The organism is Falsiroseomonas ponticola (assembly GCF_016805305.1).
In the GTDB taxonomy this organism is placed as follows: domain Bacteria; phylum Pseudomonadota; class Alphaproteobacteria; order Acetobacterales; family Acetobacteraceae; genus Falsiroseomonas; species Falsiroseomonas ponticola.
Window position 1 is genome coordinate 76874 of sequence record NZ_JAERQN010000011.1, and the last position, 24645, is coordinate 101518.

A 24645-nucleotide genomic window follows, 5' to 3' on the forward strand; every position below is an offset into this window, starting at 1 on the left:
GCTCCCCCGGGTATGGCCGGCGCGGCCGGTTCCGGTCTAGCCTCCGCGCCTCAACGCCTGAGGGTCTAGCATGTCCGCCACCGTCTTCACCAATGCCCGCATCCTTGATGGCCGCGTCGATGGCGGGTTCGAGGGGCACGTCCTGGTGGAGGGCAACACGATCCGGGAGGTCTCCGACAAGCCGATCGCGAGCAGCGCGGCGCGCGTCGTGGACCTCAAGGGCCGCACGCTGATGCCGGGGCTGATCGACGCGCATGTGCATGTGATTGCCAGCGAGGTGAACCTGGCCCGCCACGCGCTGCTGCCGGATGCCGTCGTCGCCTTCCGTGCCTCCAAGATCATGCACGCCATGCTGATGCGCGGCTTCACCACCATCCGCGACCTCGGCGGTGCCACCCAGGGCCTGCGCCAGGCGCGGGAGGAAGGGCATTTCGAGGCGCCGCGCATGGTGCTCTGCGGCAAGGCGATCAGCGCGACGGGCGGCCATAGCGATGGCCGCGGCCGCTATGACAGCCGCGACATGGCCTATCTGGAAGCGCGGCTCGGCTGCCTCGGCCGCATCGCGGATGGCGTGGATGCGGTGCGCCGTGCGTGCCGGGAGGAGATCAAGGCCGGCGCCGACTACATCAAGATCATGGCCAATGGCGGCGTCGCCAGCCCCACCGACCCCATCGCCTTCCTCGGCTATTCCAAGGACGAGATCCGCGCGGCGGTGGAGGAAGCGGAGATGGCGCAGACCTATGTCGCGGCCCACCTCTACACCGACCAGGCGATCGACCGCGCCGTGGAATGCGGCGTGCTCTCGCTGGAACACTGCAACCTGATCGAGGAGAAGACGGCGAGGAAGGCGGCCGAGGCCGGCGCCATCGCCTGCCCGACCCTCGTCACCTACGAATATCTCAAGATCGAGGGCGCCTCCCTCGGCCTCGGCGCCGAGAGCGTCGCCAAGATCGACACGGTGCGCCTGGCGGGGCTGGAGAGCCTGGAGAAGATGCAGCGCGCCGGCCTGACCATGGCCTTCGGCACCGACCTGCTCGGCGAGATGCATCGCCACCAGTCCGAGGAATTCGTCATCCGCGGCCGCGTGCTGCCGGCGATGGAGGTCATCCGCTCCACCACCGTCCACGCCGCGAAGCTGCTGCGCATGGAAGGGAAGATCGGCACCATCGCGCCCGGCGCCTTCGCCGACCTGGTGGTGGTGGAGGGTGACCCGCTGGCCGATCTCTCGCTGCTGACGGGGCAGGGCAGGCACCTCTCCGCCATCATGCAGGATGGGCGCTTCATCAAGGACCAACTCGCCGCATGACTGAGAAACCGTGGGCCGGTCCGACCTCGACCGCCGCGCAAGGGCGCGGCGCCTTCGGCCAGACCGGCCCACTGGGGATGATCGATCCGGAGGCCCGCTTCCCGCACGCCCCGCTGCCCTTCCGGCCCAGGCTCACCTGGCCGGGGGGCGCGCGGCTCGCGGTCTGGGTCTGTCCGAATATCGAGCATTACGAGTTCATGCCCGCGCAGCAGGGCAGCCCGCGCGACCCCTGGCCGCGCACGCCGCATCCCGATGTGCTGTCCTACTCGCTGAAGGATTACGGCAATCGCGCCGGCGTCTGGCGGATGATGGAGGTGCTGGACCACCACGGCATCCGCGGCAGCGTGAGTTTCTCCATGAGCGTGGGGGAGATGTTCCCCCAGGTGCTGGACGGCATGCTGAAGCGGGACTGGGACGTCTTCAGCCACGGCCTCTACAACACCCGCTACCACTGGAACCTCAGCGAGGAGGCCGAGCGCGCCGAGATTCTCGCAAGTGTCGAGGCCTGGCGGCGGATGACGGGTCGGCAGCTGCGCGGCTGGTTCTCCCCGGCCGCGTCCAACACGCTGGTCACGCCGGACCTCGTGGCGGAGGCCAGCATCTCCTACATTACCGACTTCTACCATGACGACCAGCCGGTGCCGGTGCGGGTGCGGTCCGGCCGGCTCGTCTCCATCCCCTACCAGATGGACCTCAACGACGCCGTGATGATCGGCGCCGCCGCCAATGAGGGCGAGGATTTCCTGCGCACCGCCATCGACATGTTCGACACGCTCTACGCGGAGGGCGAGGCGCAGCCGCGCGTGATGTGCGTGGCGCTGCATCCCTACCTCATGGGGCGGCCGCACCGCATCGGCTATCTCGACAGGATCCTGGCCTACATGCGGAAGCATGAGGGCGTGTGGTTCGCGACGGGGGCGGAGATGGCCGACTGGTACCTGGCGCACCATTACGACGCGGCGATGCGATGACCCTTCCGCCCGGCATGGACCACGACATCCACGCCTTCTCCGCCCAGCCCTGGCGGCCGGAGCGGGCGTGGCGGAGCGGCCGGAAGCTCGCCGTCTACCTCCTGCTGCATGTCGAGCACACCGAGATCGCGCCGCCGCCCGGCACGCATCGCGACCCGCGCTTCCGCGGCGCCTTCTTCAGCGGCACCCCGGACTGGACCGCCTATACGCTGCGCGACTACGGAAACCGCATCGGCGCCTGGCGCATCCTCGATGTGCTGGACCGGTTGAAGCTGCCGGCGAGCGTCGCCGTGAACCTGCTGGCCGCGCAGCGCCACCCCGAACTTATCGCCGCCTGCCGCGATCGGGGGTTCGAGCCCGTGGCGCATGGCCTCTCCGCCAGCCGCATGCCGACCGCGCGCATGACCGAGGCCGAGGAGCGTGCCGCCATCCTGGAAGCCCGGGACGGGCTGGCGGCGATCTGGCCCGGTGCCACCGGCTGGCTCGGCCAGGACCATGGCGCCACGGCCAACACCACGCGGCTGCTGGCGGAGGCCGGCTTCGCCTATGGGCTGGACTGGGCGAATGACGAGGAGCCCTACCGCCACGCCTCCGGCCTTCTGGCCATGCCGCCGCCCGGCGAATGGGACGACGTCCAGACCCTGGTGCTGCGCCGCGTGCCCGTCCTCCGCTGGCCGGGCCTGGTGCGGGATGCGGTGGAGCGCCTGGTGGCGGAGCCGCGCGGCGGCCGGGTGCTCGGCCTCGGCATCCACCCCTGGGTGATGGGGGCGCCGCACCGCATCCGCTACCTCGCGGAGAGCCTCGCATGGCTGGCGGCGCGCGACGATATCGAGGTCACGACGGCCGGCGCGCTGGCGGCCGAGCGGGGCTAGATGAACTGCCCGCGCAGGAACCCCAGCGCGGGCAGGGGGCTCCATTTCTTCGGCAGGTCCGCCCGGCGGATCGGCGCCACGCTGTAATGCGGCACCGGCTGCTGCGACCGCCGGAGAAAATCCTCATAGGCGGAGACCTGCTGCGCCCGCCAGGCACGATCCTCCAGCGCCGCGTTGCGGTTCCGGTACACATTGGCGACGCGGCTTTTCCGCCCCGCGGTGGCGATCACCGCCCAGAGCGTATCGTCATCGCCGCTGCCGACGGGGATGAGGGGCTTCACCCCCCTTGGATCGCGCACCCCGGGCGCTTCGGTCAAGCGCGGCGTGCATCACGCCCCTTTGCCGGTGCCCCGCGCCGTGGGATCACGGCACCAAGCCTGCCACAAGGAGAGGACTGCGGATGATCGACCTCTACACCTGGAACACGCCGAATGGCCGCAAGATATCGGTGGCGCTGGAGGAGATGGGCCTGCCCTACAAGGTCCACACCGTGAACATCTCGAAGAACGAGCAGTTCGAGCCCGCCTTCCTGGCCATCTCTCCCAACAACCGCATCCCCGCCATCGTCGATCCGGATGGCCCCGGCGGCGCGCCGATCAGCGTCTTCGAATCGGGCGCGATCCTCCTCTACCTCGCGGAGAAGACGGGGAAGTTCCTGCCCAAGGGCACCCGGGGCAAGGTCGCCGTGACGGAATGGCTGATGTGGCAGATGGGCGGCTTCGGCCCCATGCCCGGCCAGGTCCACCACTTCCTGATGCAGCCCGAGGGCCCGGCGCGGGACTACGGCTACAAGCGCTACCACACGGAAACCAAGCGCCTCTACGGCGTGCTGGAGAAGCGCCTGGCCGGGCGGGACTTCGTGGCGACCGAGGGCGAGCCCTCCATCGCCGATTTCGCCATCCTGGGCTGGGCCTGGCGGCATGAGCGGCATGAGGTCCCCTTCGATGACCTGCCGAACGTCGCCGCCTGGTACGCCCGCATGATGGCCCGGCCCGCGACCGCCCGGGGCTTCGAGGTGGCGCTTTCCTGATCCCGCCCGGCGGGGGCGCGCTTGTGCCCCCGCCCCACTGCCGCTATGAGAACCCCCGCATACGTCGTGCAACTTCAACACCCTTGAGGAGGGGTGGCCGAGTGGCTGAAGGCGACGGTTTGCTAAACCGTTATAGGGGTAAAACCCTATCGAGGGTTCGAATCCCTTCCCCTCCTCCACGCGCCCGCCCTCGCACGGGGGCCTAGGCGCGCCCCTTCGCGGCCTCGTCGTCTTCCCGGTGGTACCTCCCTCGTCATCCGGCGATGGGTCGCGCGCGCCCTGATCCGCGCGCATCGGCCGCCACCGCCCCGCATCCCTCCATTGCCGCCCGGCCGCAGCCTGCACACGCAGGCCCCCGCCGCCCGCGTGCCGGCCGTCTCACAACTTGCGAATTGGAACCGATTTCGTTTCATGCCATCCTGTTAAGGTGTCGTTTACGGATGGATACGGTCGCGTCGGGGTTGCCGGCGGCCCGGGGGGAATCGTCCGGAAAGGCGGTGGGGTGCCTTCCTGCCCCGCCGTGGCAACGCCGTGCCGGCGGGGCCGCACCAGGACCCGCGTCATGGCCACGGAGTGACGAAGCATGCCGACAGACGGAATGGTGCCGACGCCGGGCGCCGCGGTTCTCGACCCCGGTTCCGATTCGGGCCTGGCCGGAGACGGCATCACCGCGGTCACCGCGCCGACCATCAGCGGCACCACCGTGCCCAACGCCGTGGTGTCCATCTACGTCGATGGCGACCTGGCGGGGCAGGTGAACACGGCCGATGGCAGCTGGACCTTCGCCCTCGGCCCGCTGGATGAGGGCACCCATTCGGTCACCGTCTCCGCCAGCACCGACAGCCTCGAACCCTCCGAGCTCTCGCCGCCGCTCGAGATCACGATCGACACCACCGCCCCCGCCAACCAGCCGACCATCCGGCTCGATTCCGGCAGCGACAGCGGCGTGGTCGGGGATCTGGTCACCACCGTCGCCACCCCCGACCTTCGCGGCATCGCGACCCCCTTCGCCACGGTGGAGATCCTGCGGGACGGCGTCGCCATCGGCACCGCCGGGGCTCTGTCCGACGGCAGCTGGAGCTTCACCATCGCCACCCCGCTCTCGCCCGGCGACACCACGCTGGTGGCGCGGGAGGTGGACGAGGCCGGGAATGCCGGCCCCTCCTCCCGCGCCCTGTCGCTGCTGGTGGCCGGCGCGCCGCCGCTGGCGCCGGAACTGGACGCGGGATCGGATGGCGGGCTGGCCGGGGACGGCGTCACCAACGACAACACGCCCACCATCCGCGGCACGGCGGAAGCCTTCGCCGATATCCGCCTGCTGGTCGGCGGCCGGCTGCTCGCCACCGGCACCGCCGATGCGGATGGCAACTGGTCCATCACGCCGACCCAGGCGCTGGCGGATGGGCGGCATGAGCTGCGCGTGCAGACGGTCAGCGGCGGCATCGTCTCCGACGTCTCCCTGCCGCTCACCCTGGTCATCGACACCGTCGCGCCCGCGACCAATCTGGGGCGCGACATCTTCGTCACCGCCGATCCCGGCACGGGCGTGCGGCAGTGGTTCGCCTCCTATGGCGGGAATTTCCTGCCGGCCACCGATATCGCGCCCGGCGGTGCCGGCGGCGTCGATCCCGATGTCGCACCGGTGGTGCTGGGCAGCGGCAACCGCATCCTCTTCGCGGGGGATGACGGCGTCTCGGGGCGGGAACTCTGGGTCACGGACGGCACCGATGCCGGCACCGCCCGGCTGACCGACCGCGCCGGCAGCTTCGAGATCCGGGACCTGACCGCCACCGGGGATGGCCGTGCCGTCTTCACCGCCATCGATTCCATGGACGGCACCTCGGTCTGGGTGACGGATGGCAGCGCCTTCGGCACCTATGCGCTGACGGCCGGGGACCTGTTCACCGCCCCGCCCGGCCAGTTCACCGCGGTCGGCGATGGCCGCGTCTTCTTCGTGGCGGAGACCGCCGCCTATGGGCGGGAGGTCTGGGTGACGGACGGCACCGCCGCCGGCACGGCTCTGTTCCTGGATGCCGCGCCGGGCGCGGCCAGCGGCCAGGCCGGGCCGCTCGCCGCGCTCGATGACGGGTCGCTGCTCTTCGTCGTGCAGGACGGCGGCGGCGTCCAGCTGCTGCGGGCGGAAGGCAGCACGATCGGCGCGGTGGGGGGCTGGGATGCCTTCGGGGGCGCGCCGCTCTACATCAGCGACATCGTGCCGATCTTCGGCGATGTCGCGATCGTCATCGCCGATGTGCCGGGGATGGGGGAGGAGCTGTTCCTCGTCTCCGGCGACATGGTCGTGGGCGGGTTCGACCTCACGCCCGGGCCGGATGGCAGCGCCATCCAGGACTTCACCGTCATCACCAGCACCATCACCCTGCCGGGCGGCTCCGTCACGCTGCCGGAAGCCTTCGTCTTCACCTTCGAGGAAGCGGGCTACGGCCGGGAACTGGGCTTCTTCTCCTTCGACGGCGTCGCCCCCTCCGGCGGGCGGCTGATCGACATCGCCCCGGGCGCGGATTCCGCCAACATCACCGGCCTGACCTCCATCGGCGATGGCCGCGCGGTGTTCAGCGCGGAGGATGTCGCCGGCAATGCGGAGCTGTGGATCACCGACGGCACCAGCGACGGCACCTACCTGGTGAAGGAGATCCGCTACGGCGCGCAGGGCAGCGCGCCGCGCGACTTCACCATGGTCTATCCCGGCCTCTTCCTGTTCACCGCCACGGATGATCGCGGCGACCGGGAAATCTGGATCTCCGACGGCACCGAATACGGCACCGTCCGCTTCGACGACATCAACCGCACCGGCCTGTCCGCGGCCCCCGCCAACCCCGCGGAGATCGTGGCCCTGGCCGATGGCCGCGTGCTGTTCAACGCGGATGCCGGGGGCGCGGGCACGGAACTCTGGGTCAGCGACGGCACGCGGAACAGCGCCTATCGCCTGACGGATGGCCTGGCCGGCGCGGCGGATGGCAACCCCTCCGGCCTGCTGCTGCTGCCGGACCAGCGCGTGCTGTTCACGCTGGAGGATGCCGCCACCGGCCGCGAATTGTGGGTCACGGACGGCACCGCCGGCGGCACCGCGCTGCTGGCGGACATCAACCCGGCCGGCGCTTCCGATCCCGCCTTCCTGACGCTGGCCGACCCCGCCACCGGGCGCGTGATGTTCACGGCGGATGATGGCACCAGCGGCCGCGAATTGTGGGTCACGGACGGCACCGCCGCCGGCACCACGCTGGTGGCGGATATCCGCCCGGGCGCGGCCGGCAGCGACATCGCCGCGCTGGTCGTGCTGGCGCCGGACAAGGTGCTCTTCGCGGCCGATGACGGCGTGGCGGGCCTGGAATTGTGGGTCACGGACGGCACCGCCGCCGGCACCAGCCTCGTCCTCGATATCGACGGGGCGGGCACCTCCTCCGCCCCCACCGGCATCACGGTGCTGGGCGATGGCCGGGCCGTCTTCGCCGCGCGCGGCGCGGAGGGCAACGAGGTCTGGATCACGGACGGCACCGCGCCCGGCACCGTGCTGCTGGCGGACCTGGCGACCACGGGCGATTCGGACCCCGCCGGCTTCACCGCCATCGGCGGCGGCCGCGCCATCTTCGTGGCCGGCGGCGATGGCACCGGGCGGGAAGTCTGGATCACGGATGGCTCGGCGGGCGGCACCACGCTGCTGCGGGACATCAAGGCCGGCGCCGGCGACAGCGGCGCCACCGGCTTCACCGTGCTGTCCGATGGCCGCGTGCTGTTCACCGCCGATGACGGCATCCATGGCGCGGAGCTGTGGATCACCGACGGCACCGACGCCAACACCGTGATGCTGGCGGATACCGATCCCGGCGCCGCCTCCGGCGCCCCCACCGGCATGGTGGAGACGATCGGCGGCCGCGTCGTCTTCACCGCCATCACGCCCGATGCGGGGCGGGAACTCTGGGTCTTCGACCAGGCCAGCGGCGATACCTACATGCTGGCGGACATCAAGGCCGGCGCCGCCTCCTCCGACCCCTTCGCGCTGACGCGCATGGCGGATGGCAGCGTCGTCTTCTGGGCCGATGACGGGCTGCGCGGGCGGGAGCTGTGGATCACCGACGGCACGCTGGGCGGCACGCAGCTGTTCAGCGACACCAATCGCGGCACCGCCCCCTCCAACCCGCTGCATTTCACGCCGGTCTTCACCCCCTACGGGATGGAGGCGCCGGCGCTGGACGAGACCTCGGACACCCGCCTCTTCGACAATGACCGCCTGACCAACGACACCACGCCCCTGGTCTGGGGCTATGGGGAGGCCGGCGCCACAGCCACCATCCTGGTCAACGACGTGGCCGTGGGCACCGCGGTGGTGGACAGCTACGGCGTGTGGGAGCTGGACCTGCCCACGCTGGCCGAGGGCACGCACGCCGTCACCTTCACGCTCAGCGACCTCGCCGGCAACGTCTCCGTCGTCTCGGCCGCGCTCGAATTCACCATCGACACCACGCCCCCCACCGTGACGTTCGAGGCGCTGCCCGCCTTCGACAACCGCGCGCCGCTGAACCTGCGGGGCACGGTCTCGGAAGGCTCGGCCTCCGTCCGCCTGGACCTGGCGGGCCCGGCGGGCTTCGCCGACACGGTCTATCCGACCATCCTGGACGAGGGCGGCGGCATCTGGTCCTGGTCCTACAGCATCGCCGGCGCGGCGCGCGGCGACTGGACCGTGACGGCGACGGGCATCGACCTGGCGGGCAACGAGACCGCCGCGCCGCCCACCCAGACCATCACCTTCACCAATTCCGCGACTCCCGTGCTGACCGACCTCTCCCCGGCGGTGGCCTTCACCGCCGCGGCGATGGAGGCGGGGGCGGTGCGCCTCGACCGCAACGTGACCGTGACCGATCCGGACGGCGCCTTCTTCGCCGGCCGCATCACCGTCTCCGGCCAGCGGGCCGATGATGTGATCGGCGTGGGGGAGACGGGCGGCATCACCGTGGCGGGGTCCGACCTCATCCGCGGCGGCGCCGTGATCGGCAGCGTCACCGGCGGCAGCGGCGGCGCGGACCTGGTCATCGCCCTGGCCGCGGAAGTGCCCGTGGCGGATGTGGAGGCGCTGGTGGAGGCGCTGACCTTCCGCAGCGACGTCATCCAGGGGGAGGCGCGGCGCATCCTGACCATCACGCTCGATGACGGTCTCGGCGGCGTCAGCGCCTCCACCATCAGCGTCACCCTGGCCGGGCGCCGGCTGACCGGCGGCGCGGAGGACGAGACGCTGGCCGGCAGCATCCGCGCGGATGTGCTGGATGGCCGCGGCGGCGACGACCTGCTGCAGGCCGGTGCCGGCGCCGATACGATGGATGGCGGGCTCGGCCGCGATACGATGGAAGGCGGCGCGGGCGGCGACCGCTACATCGTGGACGATGCCGATGACAGCGTGGTGGAGTTGGCCGGCGGCGGTGACGACATCGTCCTCGCCTCCGTCACCTATGCGCTGTCGGCGGAGGTGGAGCGCCTGACCCTGACCGGCGGCGCCGCGATCGGCGGCACCGGCAATGCGCTCGCCAACCTCATCACCGGCAATGACGCGAACAACCTGCTGCGCGGGGAGGAGGGGAACGACACGCTGGTGGGCGGGCTCGGCCAGGACACGATGGAGGGCGGCGCCGGCAACGATGTCTATACGGTGGACGATGCCGGCGACGTGGTGACGGAACTGGCGGGCGGGGGCATCGACCTGGTCAATGCCTCCGTCACCTATGCGCTGTCGGCGGAGGTGGAGCGCCTGACCCTGACCGGCGGCGCCGCGATCGACGGCACCGGCAATGCGCTGGCCAACCTCATCACCGGCAATGCCGCCGCCAACCTGCTGCGGGGCGCGGAGGGGAACGACACGCTGAATGGCGGGCTCGGCCGCGATACGATGGAAGGCGGCACCGGCGACGACGCCTATTTCGTCGATGACGCCGATGACGTGGTGACGGAGCTGGCCGGCGGGGGCATCGACCTGGTCTATGCCGCCGTCACCTACACGCTGGGCGGGGAGGTGGAGCGCCTGACCCTGACCGGCAGCGCCGCGATCGACGGCACCGGCAATGCGCTCGCCAACCGCATCACCGGCAATGACGCGAACAACCTGCTGCGCGGGGAGGACGGGAACGACACGCTGGTGGGCGGGCTCGGCCAGGACACGATGGAGGGCGGCGCCGGCAACGATGTCTACACGGTGGACGATGCCGGCGACGTGGTGACGGAACTGGCCGGCGGCGGGAACGACCTGGTCAATGCCGCCGTCACCTATGCGCTGGGCGGGGAGGTGGAGCGCCTGGCCCTGACCGGCAGCGCCGCCATCGACGGCACCGGCAACGAGCTGGCGAATGCCATCACCGGCAATGCCGCCGCCAACCTGCTGCAGGGCGGCGGCGGCAATGATTCGCTGGCCGGCGGCCTCGGCAGCGATACGCTGGCCGGCGGCGCGGGGCGGGACCGCTTCGTCTTCGTCACGCTGGACAGCAGCCTCGCGGCCTCGCCCGACCTCATCCTGGACTTCGTCCGGGGCGAGGACCGGGTGGAGGTCAATGCCATCGACCCGAGCGCCGCACCCGGCAACCAGGCCTTCGCCTGGATCGGCGGCGCCGCCTTCTCCGGCACCGGCACGGCGGAGGCCCGCACCTGGCAGGATGGCGGGGACACCTACGCGGCCTTCGACGACGGATCGGGCGGCGAGGCGGAGATGGTGATCCGCTTCAGCGGCCTCCTCAACCTCGCCGCCAGCGACTTCGTGCTGTAGCGGCGGGGCCTATTCGACGCGGATATTGGCCGCCGTCGCCACCGCCTTCCAGCGCGCCAGGTCGGCCTGCAGGAAGCGGTCCGCGGCGGCGGCATCCCCGCTGCCGGGGCGCGCCCCCTCCGTCGCCAGGTAGTTGGCCAGCCGCGGATCGGCCAGCGCCTCGTTCGCCGTGGCATTGACCAGGGCGCGCACCTCCGCCGGCAGGCCGCGCCGCGCCAGCAGGCCCCACCAGATGCCGGCCTCGTAGTTCGGCAGCCCGGATTCACGCGGCGTCGGCGCCGCCGGCCCGCTCGCCGGCCGCTGTTCGGAGGTCCAGCCCAGCACCTTCACCCGCCCGCCCTGGATGACGCCGGCCGCCGAGGGCATGGTCGTGAAGATCAGCTGGATGGTGCCCGCCACCAGGTCCGTCGTCGCCGGCCCCATGCCGCGATAGGGCACGTGGGACATCTGCAGCCCGCCCGCTTCCCGCGCGAAGAGCTCCGTCGCCAGCTGGTTGATGCTGCCGGGGCCGGAGGAGCCGTAATCGACCCGGCCCGGATTGGCGCGGATATAGGCCACGGCCTCCGCCAGGTTGTTCGCGGGGAAGCCCGGCGCCGCGATCACGACCAGCGGCGCGGTGGCCAGCAGGGCCACCATCTCGAAATCCTGGGCGGCGTCGTAGGGCGTGCGCTGCACCGCCGCGCTGGTCGCGAAGGTGGAGGACGTCACCATCAGCACATGCCCGTCCGCCGGCGCGCGCGCGACCTCCGCCGATCCGATGGTGCTGCCCGCGCCCGGCCTGTTGTCGATGACGAAGGGCTGGCCCAGCCGGCGCTGCATGATCTCCGCCAGCGGCCGCGCCACGGCATCGTTGCTGCCGCCGGGCGGGTAGGGGACGACGACGCGCACGGGCCGCTGCGGCCAGGACGGCGCCTGCGCCAGCGCCGGCAGCGGCAGGGCAGGGGCGGCGGCAAGCGCGATCAGCGCGCGGCGATGGAGCCTCATGGGGCCGGTTTCCTCCTCGGGGTCGGCGCGCAGTCTCGCGCCATCCCCCCCGCCGCGCCAATCCCCCCGGCTTCCCAGCCGCCCCGGGCGGGAGGATGCTGCCCGCCGCATCATGGGGAGGGACCGGCATGCGGATCAGGGGATGGCGCGCGCTGGCGGCGGCGGCGGCGATGCTGGGCGCGGGCGCGGCGGAGGCGCAGGTCAGCGGCCCGATCACGCTGGAGCGATTCGGATCCTTCCATGTCGGCGGGCGGCTGGTGGAACTGTCCGGCCGCCCGGTGCGCGAATACCTGCCGACCGTCGGCGGCGCGCCGCTGCGGATCGACCCCAATGGCGTGCACGTCGTCGGCCAGATGTATGCCCGCTTCATGGTCCCGGCACCGACCCGCGGCGCGGTGCCCCTCATGCTCTGGCACGGCGCCTACCTGACCGGCGTGACCTATGAGACGACGCCCGATGGCCGGGAGGGGTGGGAGCACTTCTTCCTCCGCCGCGGCTGGACCACCTATGTGACCGATGCGGTGGAGCGTGGCCGCAGCGGCGCCGCCATGTCGCCGGAGATCTATTCGCCCCCGCTGCACCTGCCCACCGCCAATCCGTGGGAGCGTTTCCGCATCGGCGATGGCGCGGGCTCCCACGCCCGCGGCACGGTGCTGCCGGGCAACCAGTTCCCGGCCGACCAGGCCAGCTACCTCAGCTTCATGCGCCAGGTGGTGCCCCGCTACCTCGACACCGATGAGGACGTGATCAACGCCTACATCGCGCTGCTGGAACGCACCGGGCCTTCCGTGGTCATCGCCCACAGCCAGGGCGGCGCCTTCGCCTGGCAGGTGGCGCAGCGGCGGCCGGACCTGTTCCGCGCGCTGGTGCTGGTGGAGCCCGCCGGCACGGGCGTGATGGCGGAAGCGGCGAAGCTCCGCGCCATTCCCCAGCTGCTGGTCTATGGCGACTATGTGGACGCCGATCCGCGCTGGTCCGTCATCCGCACCAATGCGCGGCGCTTCTCCGCCGCGGTGCGGGAGGCCGGGGGCACGGTGGAGGATGTGGACCTGCCGTCCCGCGGCATCCGCGGCAACAGCCACATGGTGATGATGGACCGCAACGGGGATGCGGTGGCGGCGCTGATCCAGGATTGGCTGGCGGCGCAGGGGCTGTATCGCTGACCGATCCCGCCCGCTTTCCCTGGGCGCTGATCGCCGCGGCATGCCTCGCCATGTTCGCGGCATCCGCCAGCGGCACCACGCGCGCGCCCTTCCTGCTGGACATGGCGCGGGACCTGGGGACGAGCCTGACGCTGACGGCCAATGTCATGGCCCTGACCTCCATCGCCTGGGGCAGCGCCTCCCTCGCCGCGGGCCCGCTCTCGGACCGCTTCGGCCGCCGCCCCTTCCTGGTGCTGGGGCCGACGGGGCTGGCGCTGGGCACCATCGGGGTGGCAGTGTCCGGCAGCTTCGCGGGGGTGGCGGCCTGCGCGACGCTCGCCGGCGCCTCCGCCGGCACCGCCAGCGGCGCGCTGATGGCCGAGGTCTCCTCCCGCGTCCCGGACCGGCAGCGGGGCCGGGCGCTGGGCTGGGTGATCGCGGGGCAGTCCATGGCGCTGCTGGTCGGCGTGCCGCTGGCGGCCTGGATCGGTGCCCATATCGGCTGGCGCGGCGTGAACTGGTGCGTGGCGGCGGTGACGCTGCTGGCGGTGGCAGGGCTTGTCGCCACCACGCGCCGCCCCGCGGCCGCGCCGGCCGGCGGGCGCAAGCCGGCCACCGGCTACCGCGCCGCCCTGTCGGGCCCGGTGCTGCGGCTGCTGGCGATGGGGGTGGCGGAGCGCAGCTGCTACGGCCTGGCCGTCATCTTCTTCGCCACCTTCCTGCAGGCCACCTACCGCGTGCCGCTGGCCGCGCTGGCGGTGCCGCTGGCGATCTTCGCGCTCGGCACCATCCTCGGCACCATCGCGGGCGGGCAGCTGGCGGACCGGCTGCCGGACCGGCGCGTGACCTTCGCCGGCGCCATGCTGGCCGCCGCCGCCATCGCCGTGCCGCTCTTCCTCTGGACCGGCGGCATGGCGGGGTCCGTCGCGCTGGGCTTCGCCTTCGTCTTCTGCGCCGCCGTGTCCCGGCCGAGCCTGATGGCCGCGCTGGCCAATGTGCCGGAGGAGGTGCGCGGCACCGTGCTCGGCCTCAACGTCACCAGCGCCTCCTTCGGCTGGCTCTTCGCGGCATCGCTGGGCGGGCTGGTCATCGCGACCTTCGGCTTTGCCGGCTTCGCGCCGCTGGCGGCCGGCTTCGGCGTGCTCGGCGCGGTGCTCGCCCTGGCGGGCGGGCGGTCAGCGTGACAGCCGCGCCTGCGTGATCCGCGTGTAGTCGTAGCCCGTCGCCCCATAGGTCACGCCGCGGCGGGAGGCCCAGAAATTGGTCATCTGGTAGAGCGGGATGATCCCCACATCCTCCATCGCCATGGCGACGGCCTGGCGCAGCATGGCGTCCCGCTGCCCGTCATCCAGCGTGGTCAGCGCGCGATCCGTCAGCGCATCCAGCGCCGGGTTGGAATAGCCGGACCGGTTGAAGGCGCCGGTCAGCCTCTCCCGGCTGTAGGTGTTGAACAGGTTCACCAGCGCATAGCCCGCATGGGTCTGGCTGGCCCAGCCGAACATGCTGACGGCGTATTCCAGGTTGGCCGCCCGCGCCGCATAGGCGGCGAAGGGCACGGCCTCCACCTGCGTCTGCACGCCGATGCGCGTCCACATCTGCCCGATCGCCTGCGCCGCGATGCTGTCCGTCGGGCGCGATGTGGCGGAGACATGCACGGTGATGCGGAAGCCCTGCGGGTAGCCCGCTTCCGCCAGCAGGCGCCGCGCGCGTTCGGGATCGAAGGCCGGCACCGGCACATCCGGGTTGTAGGCCGGGGAGAAGGAGGGCATCCACTGCCCGTTCGGCGTCGCCGTGTTCTGCATCACGCGGTCCGTCAGCCCCGCGCGGTTGATGGCGATGGAGAGCGCCTGGCGCACGCGCTGGTCGCGCAGCGGGTTGCGGGGCAGGGGGCGGCCTTCATGGTCCGTGACGAAGGGTGCTGACTCCGCCGCCTGGTTCGGCGCCAGGTAGATCAGCCGCATGCCCTGCCGCGAATGCACGGCGAAGCGCGGGTCGGATTGCAGGCGCGGCAGGTCGTTCGGCGATGGCGTGTCGATCAGGTCCACCGTGCCGGACAGCAGCGCCGCCGTGCGCGCCGCGGTATTGGGCAGGTACTTGATGATGGCGCTGTCCCAGTCGGGCTTCGGCCCCCACCAATCCTCGTTCCGGACCAGCTCCGTCTGCTCATTGGTGGAGTAGCGCACCAGGCGATAGGCGCCGGTGCCGATGGCGGCGCGGCCGCTGTTGTAGTCCTCCGTCGTCGCCCCCTCCCCGGCGTGGCGGGAGACGATGGCCAGGCCCGACATGTCCACCGCCAGGTTCGGCGCCGGGCCGTTGGTGTGGAAATGCAGCGTCAGCGCATCCACCACCTCCACCCGCGTGATGGGCCGCACCGCGCCGCCATAGCCGCCAGTCGTGTTCGGCACATGGGGCGCGCGCTGGATGGTGAAGGCCACGTCGTCCGCGGTGAAGGGGCGGCCATCCGTCCAGCGGACATTCGGGCGCAGCTTCACCTCCCACACCGTCTCCGCGATCGGCCGCCAGGACAGCGCCAGCCCAGGTGCCAGCGACACATCGGGCGTCAGCAGGAACAGCGTGTCGAAGAGGTTGTAGGTGAGGGTGTGGGTCGAGGTGCCGTTGTGGAAATGCGGATCGACCGAGGTCGGCGCCGCGCTGACGCCGATGGTCAGCCGCTGCGCCAGGGCCGGCGATGCCGCCAGCATCAGCGCCACGGCGCCACCCAGGATCCTCCGCATGTCCCGCTCCTACCTGCTGCCCGGGGAGCATGGCATGCGGTGGAGGCCTTCGATACAGTGAAGGCCGGCACGGGAGGAAACGCGATGCTGGCGATCACGCCGATGCAGCCCTTCGGGGCGGAGGTGCGGGGTGCGCCCGCATCCCTCGAACTCGGCGATGCCGATTTCGCAGCGGTGGCGCAGGCCTGGGGGCGCCATTCCATCCTGATCTTCCGCGACATCGCGCCGACGCCGGCGCAGCAGATCGCCTTCACCCGGCGGCTCGGCCCGCTGCACATCATGCAGCCGCCGCAATACAACCTGGATGGCCATCCCGAGATCTTCGTCGTCGGCAATGCGACGGAGGATGGCAGGCCCGTCGGCATGCGCGATGCCGGCATGGGCTTCCACAGCGATGGGGAGGACAAGGCCATCCCCAATGCGGGCTCCTTCCTCGTCGCCGTGCAGGTGCCGCCCGAGCGCGGCGACACGCTCTTCGCCGACATGGTCGCGGCCTGGGATGCGCTGGAGGAGCCGACCAGGGCCCTGCTGCGCGGCCGCCGCGCCCGCTTCAGCCGCGCCGCGCTGCATCACGTCCACTACCCGCATCTGCCGCCGCTGACGGACCAGCAGCGTCGCGACCGCCCCGATGTGTGGCACCCGATCGCGCGGCGGCATCCGACCAGCGGGCGCGTCGCGCTCTATATCGGCCGCTGGGCGGTGGAGATCGAGGGCATGGCGGAGGCGGAGGGAGAGGCGCTGATCGCGCGGCTGCTGGCGCATGCGCAGGACCCGGCGCGCATCCACCGCCACGCCTGGCGGCCCGGCGATGGCGTGCTGTGGGACAACCGCGTGACGCAGCACTGCGCCACCCCCTTCGACAGCGCCCGCTACACGCGCCGCATGCACCGCACGACGCTGGAAGGGGAGGTGCCGCTGCTGGCCTGAGGCTCAGTAGAGCCGCGGCTTGTCCAGCAGGTTGCGCATCGCCTCCGGCTTGCCCTCCAGCCACAGGCCGAGATTGTGCAGGAAGATATCGGTGATGCGGCCGTTCTCGCCCTCCACCGTGCTGGCGGAATGCGGGCTGATCAGGACATTCGGCATGTCCCAGAGCGGGCTTTCCTCCGGCAGTGGCTCCACCTCCGTCACGTCCAGCGCGGCGAAGGCGATGTGGCCGCGGCGCAGCGCCTCGATCATCGCCTGTTCGTCCACCACCTGGCCGCGGGCGATGTTCACCAGCGCGATGCCGGGCTTCATGGCGGCGATGGCGGCGGCATCGATCATCCGCTCCGTCTCCGGCGTATGCGGCACGGTCAGCACCGCGGCGTCGGCGCGGCCCAGCGCCTCATGCAGCGCCGCGTTCGGCAGCACCTCATCGAACAGCGCGCCGTGTTCCCGCACCAGGCCGGGGTTCCGCGCGATGGCGACGACATGCATGTCGAGCGCCTTGGCGATGCGCGCGCTGCCCCGCGCCAGGTCGCCGGCGCCGAGGATCACCAGCGTCCGTCCCGCGATCTCCTGCCCGCAGATGCGCAGCCAGCGATGCGCGCGCTGCTCCGCGCGCAGGTAGTCGAGCTGCCGGAAATGCGCGAGCAGCGCCATGAAGACGAATTCGGCCAGCGGCTGCGCATGCACGCCGCGCGCGGTGGTGACGATGACGGGGCTGTCGATCAGCCCGAGCTTCGCCACCGCCTGGCCGACGCCGGTGCTCGTTGTCTGGATCCAGCGCAGCTTCGGCATCACCGCCAGCTCCGCGGCGGAGGGCAGGTCGAAGGCGATGGTCGTGCGCGGCAGCAGCGCCTCCCACCGCGCCTGCTGTTCCGGCGTGCGGGTCAGCGGATGGCCCTTGTGGTCGTTGCGGTAGCGCGTGGTGGCGAGGAGGTCGGGCTCGTAGAGCACCTCCACGCGATCCGGCGCGAAGGCGGCCAACCGCGCGACATGCTCGGCTTCGAGCGGGGAGGTGATGAGGATGGTCTCGCGCATGATCGCCGGCTCCGTGGTTGCGGCGATCATGCGGAGGCCAAAGGGGGGAGGCAAGGCGAGGGGGGCAAGGCGTCCCCCCCGCCGGGTTCAGATATCGAAGAACACCGTCTCGCTCTCGCCCTGCAGGTGGATGTCCAGCACATACCGCCCCGGCGCTTCCCGCCGCGCGATCAGCGTCTGGCGCCGCGCGGGCTGTTCGATGATGCGCAGCACCGGGTCCTCCGCATTCGCCGCTTCCTCGTCGGCGAAGTAGAGCCGCGTCGAAAGGCCGATATTGATCCCCCGCGCGACGATCCAGAGCGAGATGTGCGGCGCCATGCGCTTGTGGCCGTGGCGGCCGGGCACGCGGCCGGGCTTCACCGTCTCGATCGCCCAGAGGCCGCTTTCGAAATCCGTGCCGGTGCGCGCCCAGCCGCGAAAGCCGTCCGCCGTCGGCTTTGCGTGGTAGAAGCCGGCCGCATCGGCCTGCCAGCTCTCCACCAGCGCATCGCGCACCGGCGCGCCGGTGCCGTCGAGGATGCGCCCCTCGATCCGGATGCGCTCGCCGGGAGTCGTGGCGCCGACGGGTGACTCGCCGAGGTGATTGGAGAAAATGTCGAAGCCGGCCTGCTTCGGAATCAGCCCGATATGCACATAGGGGCCCGCGGTCTGGGACGGGGTCTCGGCCAGGTAGCCGAGCGCGTTCGGCGTGAACATCGCCTCAATTCCCTTCCAGCTTGTTCTCGAACAGGGTGGAGCGGCTGCCGCGCAGCACGATGTCCCAGCGATAGGCCAGCGTATCCAGCGGCACCGCCGCATCCAGGTCGAGCCTGGCCACCAGGCGTTCGCGCGCCGCGGGATCGGGGATGGTGCCGAGGATGCTGTCGCGCGCGATCAGCGGATCACCCTCGAAGTAGTTCTGCGTGATCAGGCGCTGCGCGAAGCCCGTCCCGAAGACCGAGAAGTGGATATGCGCCGGCCGCCAGTCATTGCCCCGGTTGCGATAGGGGTAGGGGCCTGGCTTCACGGTGCGGAAGGCGTAGCGCCCCTCGGCATCGGTGATGGTGCGGCCGCAGCCGCCGAAATTGGGATCGATCGGCGCCACATAGGTGTCGTTGCGGTGCCTGTAGCGCCCGCCGGCATTCGCCTGCCAGAACTCCACCAGCACGCCCGGCACCGGTCGCCCGCTGCCATCCAGCACGCGGCCATGCATGATGATCCGTTCGCCAATGGGTTGCCCCGTCTTCGCGTAGTTCAGGATCAGGTCGTTATCCAGCGGCCCGATGTCGTTGTGCCCGAAGACCGGCCCCGTGACCTCGCTGAGCGAGTTCTGCAGCGAGATCAGCGGCCGGTGCGGCCCGCGCAGCACGCTGGTCTTGTAGATCGGCGTCACCGCCGGCGGATGCTGGTCCCGATCCCGGGGAATCAACTCGTTCATGCCACGCTCTCCTTCAGCCCCAGCATCGCCCGCGCCTGCTTCGCGGTGGCGACGGGCCTTCCGTGTTCCGCGGCCATCGCCGCGACATGCCGGACCAGCGCGGCGTTGGAGGGCGCCAGCGTGTTGCGGTCCATGCGGATGTTGTCCTCCAGCCCCGTGCGGGTGTGGCCGCCCATCTCCAGCGCCCAGCGCGCCACCTCGAACTGGTGGCGGCCGATGCCGGCGGCGGTCCAGGTGGCGCCGGGCAGCAGTTCGCGCAGCTTCGCGACCTCGAATTCCAGCACGTCGCGCCGGGCGGGCAGGGCGTGCTTCACGCCCATCACGAACTGCACATGCGGCCGCGGCAGGATCAGCCCCTCCGCCACCAGGTCGGCGGTGTTGAACAGCATCGCCAGGTCGAAGACCTCGATCTCCGGCCGCACGCCGAGGTCGCGCATCGTGGTCGCCAGGTTCCGCACGAAGTCCGGCGGGTTCTCATAGACGATGGTCGGGAAATTCACGCTGCCGGTGGCGAGCGACGCCATGTCCGGCCTGAGGTGCAGCATCGCGCCCCGCGCCTCCAGCGCCCGCCCGCGGCCGCCGGTCGAGAACTGCACGATGATGTCGGGGCAGTGCTTGCGGATGCCCTCCTGGAAGGCCGCGAATTTGTCGGGGTCGGAGGACGGGGTCTCATCCGCGTTGCGGACATGCACATGCACCAGGCTCGCCCCGGCCTCATAGGCCGCATGGGTGCTCTCGATCTGCTCCGCGGTGGTCACCGGCAGGGCCGGGTTGTCCTTCTTCCGCGGCACGGACCCCGTGATGGCGACCGCGATGATGCAGGGCTCTGGCGTCATGATGCCGCTTCCTCCGTTCTGCTGGCCGATCCTAGTCATGTATGTACCGGTTAGTCCATAAGGAAACGGTGGCAAGGTTGGCCGGTCCCGTCGCCCGTGGCAGCCTGCCCCCAACGGAAGAGGGACCGCCATGGACCGCCAGCTCGATATCGAGGCCGATGCCCGCCGCGCCTTCGACGCCATCCGCCGGGGCGGCATCGCCATCCTGCCCATGGATGTCGGCTATTCCCTGATCGGCAGCGGGGAGGCCGCGCTGAAGCGCATCTTCGACACCAAGCGCCGCGCGCCCTCCAAGCTCAACGCCATGGTCGGCGACCAGGCGATCCACCGGGAGATCCATCTGCTGGACACGCGGAGCCGCGCCATCGTGGATGCCATCGTGCAGGATCACGGCCTGCCGCTCGGCCTCATCGCCCCCGGCCGCATGGACCATCCGCTGCTGCAGGCGCTGTCGCCGGAGATGCTGGCCCGCAGCACCAAGGACGGCACGGTGCTGATGCTGCTGAACGCCGGCGCCTTCGAGGAAGCGATCGGCCGCCTCTCGCTCCGCCACGGCGTGCCGCTCTTCGGCTCCTCCGCCAATCTCAGCCTGTCCGGCACCAAGTTCCGGGTGGAGGATATCGAGCCGGAGGTGCTGGCCATCGCCGATGTCGTCATCGATTACGGCCTGCGGAAATGGCACTTCTACCGGCAATCCTCGACCCTGATCGACATCCGGACGGTCACGGCCACCCGGAAGGGGTCCTGCTTCGACGTCATCGCCGATATCCTCGCGCGGCAATTCGGCATCACGCTGAACGACCCGACGCTGGGCTGATGCGCGCCTGGCTTTCCGCCACCGCGCAGCGCCTGGCCTTCCTCGGCGCCGATCCGCTGGCGCTGCTGGATGCGGTGGCGGCGGTGGCGGCGCGCGACCCCGATGCGGCGCTGCGCGCCTTCCTGCACGCCTGCCTCGATGCGCTGGAGGAAGCGCTGCCCGAAGGCCCGGCGCGCGCGGAAATCCTCGCCCTGGCCGCCATCGCCCGCGCCGAGATCGCCGGCAGCCGCGATGACCGCGCGATCCTGGCGCGGGAGGAAGCGCTGATGAACGAGCCCGCGCCCATCCCCTTCGCCGCCACCGTGCCCGGCCGCGTCGTCTGGCTCGCCGCCATGGCGGCGGCGGTGCCGGAGCAGGAAGGCCCCGCCGCCGTGATGCTGGTGAACGACCTGGCCGCGCTCTCGCCCGGCCTGCCGCTCAGGGCGCTGAAGGCGGCGGGCTGACGCCCGCGTGGCGCGACACCGTCGCGCGTTCGCCGAGCAAGCCGCGCGGCCGCACCACCAGGATGACGGCGATCAGCACGCCGATCAGCACCACCTGCAGCGCCGCGCCCCGCGCCTGCTCCGCCGCCGGCAGAACCTCCCGCAGCGCGCCGCCGCTGACGGTCCAGATCGCCCAGACCAGCACGGCGCCCAGCACCGCGCCGGCATTGTTGCCGGAGCCCCCCACGATCAGCATCGCCCAGATCTGGAAGGTGAGGATCGGGAGGAAATCCTCCGGCGCGATGTAGCCGACGAAATGCGCGTAGAGCGCGCCGCCGAGGCCCATGACCATGCAGCCCATGACGAAGCTCTGCAGCCGGAAGGCCGCCGCGCGCTTGCCGAGCGAGGCCGCCGCCGCCTCATCCTCCCGGATCGAACGCAGCACGCGTCCCCAGGGGCTCGCCACCAGCCGCTCCAGCCCCCACCAGACGATCCCCAGCACCGCCAGCACGATCGCCAGGTAGGCCAGGTTCCAGGCCAGCCCGGTGCCGAGCCACCCCGCCAGCGGCTTCGGGATGGACTGGATGCCGAAGGGCCCGCCCGTCAGCGCCGTCGCGTTCAGCGCCACCAACTGGATCGTCACCGCGATGCCGAAGGTGGTGATCGCCAGGTAGTCCTCCCGCAGCCGCAGCGCGGCGACGCCGACGATGAAGGCCGCGATCCCCGCCAGCCCCATCGCGCCCAGCCACCCCACCAGCACCGGCAGCCCGAAGCCGCCGAAGCGCTCGGCATCGGGTGCGCCCGTCAGCAGGGCGGAGGTATAGGCCCCGATCGCGACGAAGCCCGCGACGCCCACATTGAACAGCCCCGTGAACCCCCATTGCAGGTTCAGCCCCAGCGCCATGACGGCGAAGATGCCCGCGAAGACGCTGAAGAAGGCGAGGTAGGAGAGCAGCGACCACGCATCCATCACGCCTTCTCCCCGAACAGCCCGCGCGGCCGCAGCAGCAGGATCGCGATCAGCACCAGGAAGGCCGTCGCCAGCCGGTATTCCGCGCCGAAGAGCGGGACCGAGAAGCTCTCCGCCAGCCCCACGATGAGGCCCCCCGCGACGGCCCCCCAGACGCTGCCGATGCCGCCCAGGATGGCCGCGGCAAACAGCGGCAGCAGCAATTCGAAGCCGAGCCCGGGGCGTATCTGCCCGACCAGCCCCGCCATCACGCCCGCCACCGCCGCCAGCCCCGCGCCGATCACCCAGGTCGCGCGCACCACGCCTTCCACATCCACCCCCGCCACGCGGGCCAGCGCCGGGTTCTGCGCCGTGGCGCGCATGGCGCGGCCGAGCGTCGTCCTTGTCAGCAGCACATGCAGCCCGATCACCGCCGCCGCCGTCACGCCCAGCACCAGCATCTGGTCCGGCGTGATGCGCAGCCCGCCCATCACATCCCGCGGCACCAGCCGCACCGCGATCTGGATCTCCCGCGTGTAGTATTCCGGCAGCGTGCCGTAGAGGAACTGCAGCAGGTTCCTGAGCGCCAGCGCGGCGCCGAAGCTCGCGATCACCAGCGTGATGGCGCTGCCATGCCGCCGCAGCCTGGCGAAGAGCGCCCAGTCCAGCACCAGCGCCAGCGCCGCCGTCAACGCGGCGGAGGCCACCATCGCGACGGGCAGCTGCCAGCCGAAGGAGAAGGGCTCGATCGGCGTCATCACACCGCCCCCCGTCACGGCCAGCGTCAGCGACAGCGCCGATACCGCGAGGTAGGCGCCCCAGGTCAGGAATTCGCCCTGCCCGAAATTGGCGAAGCGCAGGATGGAATAGGTCAGCGTCAGCCCGACGGCGCCGAGCGAGATGACGGAGCCCACGACGAGCCCATCGGCGATGAGTTGCAGCATCCTCAGTGCACCCCGCCGCCGAGATAGAGCCCCGCCAGGCGCCCGTCATCCGCCAGCTCGGAGGCCGGCCCCACCAGCCTCTCTCGCCCTTCCACCAGCACCGCCGCGCAGTCCGCGATGGCCAGCGCGGCCTTCACATTCTGCTCCACCAGCAGGATGGTCACGCCGGTATCCCGCACCGCCTTCAGTCTCTCGAACACCACGCCCACCAGCAGCGGCGACAAGCCCGCCGAGGGCTCGTCCAGCATCAGCACGGTGGGGGAGGCGACGAGCGCGCGGGCCACCGCCACCATCTGCCGCTGCCCGCCGGAAAGCCGCCCCGCCGGCAGCCCGCGCTGCCGCGCCAGATCCGGGAACAGCGCGAACATGGCATCCAGCGATCCGCGCCTCTCCTTCGGCACCAGCGCCGCCGCCAGTTGAAGATTCTCCAGCACGGAGAGGTTGGCGAAGACGTTTTCCGTCTGGGGCACGAAGCCCAGCCCCTCCCGCACCATGCGGTGCGCGGGCACGCGGGTGATGTCCCGCCCGTTCAGCATCACGCTGCCCGACCAGATCGGCACCAGCCCCGCCGCGGCCTTCACCAGCGTGGATTTCCCCGCGCCGTTCGGCCCCAGCAGCGCCACGATCTCCCCGGGCTGCACGGTGAGCGACGCCCCGCGCAGGATAGGCAGCCCGGCCTCGTAGCCGCCCTCGACGGAGGAGAATTCCAGCGCGGCGCTCATGCGATCCCCGCGCCGAGATAGGCTTCCACCACCCGCCGGTCCGCCCGCACCGCCTCCGGCTCCCCCTCCATCAGCAGCTTCCCCTGCGCCAGCACCAGCACCGGCCGGCAGAGCGACATGACGAGTTCCATGTTGTGCTCGATGATCAGGAAGCTCGTGCCCTGCGCGTTCAGGCTCACGATCTTCTCCATGATCGTGGCCAGCAGCGGCGGCGCGACGCCCGCGCCGGGCTCGTCCAGCAGGATCAGCCGCGGCTCCGCCACCAGCACGCGCGCCAGTTCCAGCAGCTTGCGCTGGCCGCCGGACAGCACCCGCGCCGGCTCCTGCGCCAGCCGCGTCAGCCCGACGAAATCCAGCCAGTGCAGCGCGCGGTCCCGCACGCGCCGCTCCTCCGCCGCCACGGCGTGCGGTCGCAGCCAGTTCGTCCAGAACCGCTCCCCCTGCTGGCCCGGCGGCGCCAGCATGACGTTCTCCAGCACCGTCATGGCGGGGAAGGGGCGGGGGATCTGGAAGGTCCGCGCCAGGCCGAGGCCGAAGACCTCATCCGGCCGCCGCCCCTCGATCCGCGTGCCGTCCAGGGTCAGCGTGCCCCGGTCGGGCGCCAGGCTGCCCGCCAGCAGGTTGAACAGCGTCGTCTTGCCCGCGCCATTCGGCCCGATCAGCCCCGTGATGGCGCCCCGCGCCAGGGTGAAGGAGACATCCTCCACCACCGGCGGCCCGCCGAATCCCTTCGTCAATCCTTGCGCCACGAGCATTGCGCGGCAGTCCCCCAGCCT

At 71.4% G+C, this 24645-nt stretch carries 21 protein-coding genes and 1 tRNA gene; 11 read left to right on the forward strand and 11 right to left on the reverse strand.

The window, feature by feature from the left end; translation table 11 throughout:
• The first annotated feature begins 70 nt into the window (after positions 1-70).
• The 3 genes from JJI54_RS25465 to JJI54_RS25475 are packed head-to-tail and all read left to right on the forward strand — an operon-like array spanning position 71 to position 3149.
• Positions 71-1306 carry a metal-dependent hydrolase family protein gene (locus JJI54_RS25465; RefSeq protein ID WP_203076225.1) on the forward strand — a complete coding sequence of 412 codons (1236 nt, stop codon included), beginning with the start codon at positions 71-73 and terminating at the stop codon, positions 1304-1306.
• Complete coding sequence (locus JJI54_RS25470; protein ID WP_203076226.1) at positions 1303-2277, forward strand: polysaccharide deacetylase family protein; 975 nt, start codon at positions 1303-1305, stop codon at positions 2275-2277. Before JJI54_RS25465 ends, JJI54_RS25470 begins: the two co-directional genes overlap by 4 nt.
• The gene (locus JJI54_RS25475; RefSeq protein ID WP_203076227.1) at positions 2274-3149 is read left to right on the forward strand and encodes a polysaccharide deacetylase family protein; all 876 of its coding nucleotides are present in this window, start codon (positions 2274-2276) and stop codon (positions 3147-3149) included. The genes JJI54_RS25470 and JJI54_RS25475 overlap by 4 nt, the downstream gene beginning before the upstream one ends.
• Here the strand turns inward: JJI54_RS25475 and JJI54_RS25480 are convergent.
• On the reverse strand, positions 3146-3430 hold the full coding sequence (locus tag JJI54_RS25480; RefSeq protein WP_203076228.1) for a hypothetical protein: 285 nt from the start codon (positions 3428-3430) through the stop codon (positions 3146-3148). The two genes, JJI54_RS25475 and JJI54_RS25480, sit on opposite strands and share 4 nt — an antisense overlap.
• A gap of 119 nt (positions 3431-3549) precedes the next feature.
• On the opposite strand from JJI54_RS25480, the gene JJI54_RS25485 reads away from it, so the two are divergent.
• From JJI54_RS25485 to JJI54_RS25495, 3 genes are all read left to right on the forward strand, one after another.
• Positions 3550-4179, forward strand: coding sequence for a glutathione S-transferase family protein (locus tag JJI54_RS25485; protein ID WP_203076229.1), 630 nt, complete (start codon positions 3550-3552; stop codon positions 4177-4179).
• Positions 4180-4266: 87 nt separating this feature from the next.
• Positions 4267-4358: transfer RNA gene (locus JJI54_RS25490), tRNA-Ser, on the forward strand.
• Positions 4359-4762: 404 nt separating this feature from the next.
• Positions 4763-10939: an ELWxxDGT repeat protein gene (locus JJI54_RS25495; protein ID WP_203076230.1), complete on the forward strand. Its 6177-nt coding sequence runs from the start codon at positions 4763-4765 to the stop codon at positions 10937-10939.
• Positions 10940-10948: 9 nt separating this feature from the next.
• Here the strand turns inward: JJI54_RS25495 and JJI54_RS25500 are convergent, their stop codons facing one another.
• Positions 10949-11923, reverse strand: a complete 975-nt coding sequence (locus tag JJI54_RS25500; RefSeq protein WP_203076231.1) for a tripartite tricarboxylate transporter substrate-binding protein — start codon at positions 11921-11923, stop codon at positions 10949-10951.
• Between the two features lie 128 nt (positions 11924-12051).
• Between JJI54_RS25500 and JJI54_RS25505 the strand changes: the two genes are divergently transcribed.
• Complete coding sequence (locus tag JJI54_RS25505; RefSeq protein ID WP_226382110.1) at positions 12052-13086, forward strand: alpha/beta fold hydrolase; 1035 nt, start codon at positions 12052-12054, stop codon at positions 13084-13086.
• A gap of 50 nt (positions 13087-13136) precedes the next feature.
• Positions 13137-14249: an MFS transporter gene (locus JJI54_RS25510; protein ID WP_203076232.1), complete on the forward strand. Its 1113-nt coding sequence runs from the start codon at positions 13137-13139 to the stop codon at positions 14247-14249.
• Here the strand turns inward: JJI54_RS25510 and JJI54_RS25515 are convergent.
• Positions 14241-15800 (reverse strand): ABC transporter substrate-binding protein, encoded by a 1560-nt coding sequence (locus JJI54_RS25515; protein ID WP_203076233.1) that lies wholly within the window; start codon positions 15798-15800, stop codon positions 14241-14243. The genes JJI54_RS25510 and JJI54_RS25515 overlap by 9 nt on opposite strands.
• An 84-nt stretch (positions 15801-15884) precedes the next feature.
• On the opposite strand from JJI54_RS25515, the gene JJI54_RS25520 reads away from it, so the two are divergent.
• Positions 15885-16727 (forward strand): TauD/TfdA dioxygenase family protein, encoded by an 843-nt coding sequence (locus JJI54_RS25520; protein ID WP_203076234.1) that lies wholly within the window; start codon positions 15885-15887, stop codon positions 16725-16727.
• A 3-nt stretch (positions 16728-16730) separates the two neighbouring features.
• Here the strand turns inward: JJI54_RS25520 and JJI54_RS25525 are convergent, their stop codons facing one another.
• The 4 genes from JJI54_RS25525 to JJI54_RS25540 form a co-directional block, all read right to left on the reverse strand.
• Positions 16731-17762: a D-2-hydroxyacid dehydrogenase gene (locus JJI54_RS25525; RefSeq protein WP_203076235.1), complete on the reverse strand. Its 1032-nt coding sequence runs from the start codon at positions 17760-17762 to the stop codon at positions 16731-16733.
• 87 nt (positions 17763-17849) lie between these two features.
• Entirely contained in the window at positions 17850-18458 is a 609-nt protein-coding gene (pcaG, locus tag JJI54_RS25530) for a protocatechuate 3,4-dioxygenase subunit alpha (protein WP_203076236.1), read from the reverse strand.
• Positions 18459-18462: 4 nt separating this feature from the next.
• Positions 18463-19179: a protocatechuate 3,4-dioxygenase subunit beta gene (gene pcaH / locus JJI54_RS25535; protein ID WP_203076237.1), complete on the reverse strand. Its 717-nt coding sequence runs from the start codon at positions 19177-19179 to the stop codon at positions 18463-18465.
• Entirely contained in the window at positions 19176-20015 is an 840-nt protein-coding gene (locus tag JJI54_RS25540) for a BKACE family enzyme (protein ID WP_203076238.1), read from the reverse strand. Before JJI54_RS25540 ends, pcaH begins: the two co-directional genes overlap by 4 nt.
• A gap of 130 nt (positions 20016-20145) precedes the next feature.
• Between JJI54_RS25540 and JJI54_RS25545 the strand changes: the two genes are divergently transcribed.
• The gene (locus JJI54_RS25545) at positions 20146-20832 is read left to right on the forward strand and encodes a Sua5/YciO/YrdC/YwlC family protein (protein WP_203076239.1); all 687 of its coding nucleotides are present in this window, start codon (positions 20146-20148) and stop codon (positions 20830-20832) included.
• Positions 20832-21275, forward strand: coding sequence for a hypothetical protein (locus JJI54_RS25550; protein WP_203076240.1), 444 nt, complete (start codon positions 20832-20834; stop codon positions 21273-21275). The genes JJI54_RS25545 and JJI54_RS25550 overlap by 1 nt, the downstream gene beginning before the upstream one ends.
• Here JJI54_RS25550 and JJI54_RS25555 read toward each other — a convergent pair.
• The 4 genes from JJI54_RS25555 to JJI54_RS25570 are packed head-to-tail and all read right to left on the reverse strand — an operon-like array spanning position 21250 to position 24606.
• Positions 21250-22224, reverse strand: a complete 975-nt coding sequence (locus tag JJI54_RS25555) for a branched-chain amino acid ABC transporter permease (protein ID WP_203076241.1) — start codon at positions 22222-22224, stop codon at positions 21250-21252. The two genes, JJI54_RS25550 and JJI54_RS25555, sit on opposite strands and share 26 nt — an antisense overlap.
• Positions 22224-23147 carry a branched-chain amino acid ABC transporter permease gene (locus JJI54_RS25560; RefSeq protein ID WP_203076242.1) on the reverse strand — a complete coding sequence of 308 codons (924 nt, stop codon included), beginning with the start codon at positions 23145-23147 and terminating at the stop codon, positions 22224-22226. Before JJI54_RS25560 ends, JJI54_RS25555 begins: the two co-directional genes overlap by 1 nt.
• A 2-nt stretch (positions 23148-23149) precedes the next feature.
• A complete protein-coding gene (locus JJI54_RS25565) occupies positions 23150-23869 on the reverse strand; it encodes an ABC transporter ATP-binding protein (RefSeq protein WP_203076243.1) in 720 nt (239 codons plus the stop codon).
• A complete protein-coding gene (locus JJI54_RS25570; RefSeq protein ID WP_226382111.1) occupies positions 23866-24606 on the reverse strand; it encodes an ABC transporter ATP-binding protein in 741 nt (246 codons plus the stop codon). The genes JJI54_RS25565 and JJI54_RS25570 overlap by 4 nt, the downstream gene beginning before the upstream one ends.
• Positions 24607-24645 lie beyond the last annotated feature (39 nt).

Coding starts and splice junctions, on each gene's coding strand:
- JJI54_RS25465 (WP_203076225.1), top strand. CDS start 71: ATGTCCGCCACCGTCTTCACCAATGCCCGCATCCTTGATGGCCGCGTC.
- JJI54_RS25470 (WP_203076226.1), top strand. CDS start 1,303: ATGACTGAGAAACCGTGGGCCGGTCCGACCTCGACCGCCGCGCAAGGG.
- JJI54_RS25475 (WP_203076227.1), top strand. CDS start 2,274: ATGACCCTTCCGCCCGGCATGGACCACGACATCCACGCCTTCTCCGCC.
- JJI54_RS25485 (WP_203076229.1), top strand. CDS start 3,550: ATGATCGACCTCTACACCTGGAACACGCCGAATGGCCGCAAGATATCG.
- JJI54_RS25495 (WP_203076230.1), top strand. CDS start 4,763: ATGCCGACAGACGGAATGGTGCCGACGCCGGGCGCCGCGGTTCTCGAC.
- JJI54_RS25500 (WP_203076231.1), bottom strand. CDS start 11,923: ATGAGGCTCCATCGCCGCGCGCTGATCGCGCTTGCCGCCGCCCCTGCC.
- JJI54_RS25505 (WP_226382110.1), top strand. CDS start 12,052: ATGCGGATCAGGGGATGGCGCGCGCTGGCGGCGGCGGCGGCGATGCTG.
- JJI54_RS25510 (WP_203076232.1), top strand. CDS start 13,137: ATGTTCGCGGCATCCGCCAGCGGCACCACGCGCGCGCCCTTCCTGCTG.
- JJI54_RS25515 (WP_203076233.1), bottom strand. CDS start 15,800: ATGCGGAGGATCCTGGGTGGCGCCGTGGCGCTGATGCTGGCGGCATCG.
- JJI54_RS25520 (WP_203076234.1), top strand. CDS start 15,885: ATGCTGGCGATCACGCCGATGCAGCCCTTCGGGGCGGAGGTGCGGGGT.
- JJI54_RS25525 (WP_203076235.1), bottom strand. CDS start 17,762: ATGCGCGAGACCATCCTCATCACCTCCCCGCTCGAAGCCGAGCATGTC.
- pcaG (WP_203076236.1), bottom strand. CDS start 18,458: ATGTTCACGCCGAACGCGCTCGGCTACCTGGCCGAGACCCCGTCCCAG.
- pcaH (WP_203076237.1), bottom strand. CDS start 19,179: ATGAACGAGTTGATTCCCCGGGATCGGGACCAGCATCCGCCGGCGGTG.
- JJI54_RS25540 (WP_203076238.1), bottom strand. CDS start 20,015: ATGACGCCAGAGCCCTGCATCATCGCGGTCGCCATCACGGGGTCCGTG.
- JJI54_RS25545 (WP_203076239.1), top strand. CDS start 20,146: ATGGACCGCCAGCTCGATATCGAGGCCGATGCCCGCCGCGCCTTCGAC.
- JJI54_RS25550 (WP_203076240.1), top strand. CDS start 20,832: ATGCGCGCCTGGCTTTCCGCCACCGCGCAGCGCCTGGCCTTCCTCGGC.
- JJI54_RS25555 (WP_203076241.1), bottom strand. CDS start 22,224: ATGGATGCGTGGTCGCTGCTCTCCTACCTCGCCTTCTTCAGCGTCTTC.
- JJI54_RS25560 (WP_203076242.1), bottom strand. CDS start 23,147: ATGCTGCAACTCATCGCCGATGGGCTCGTCGTGGGCTCCGTCATCTCG.
- JJI54_RS25565 (WP_203076243.1), bottom strand. CDS start 23,869: ATGAGCGCCGCGCTGGAATTCTCCTCCGTCGAGGGCGGCTACGAGGCC.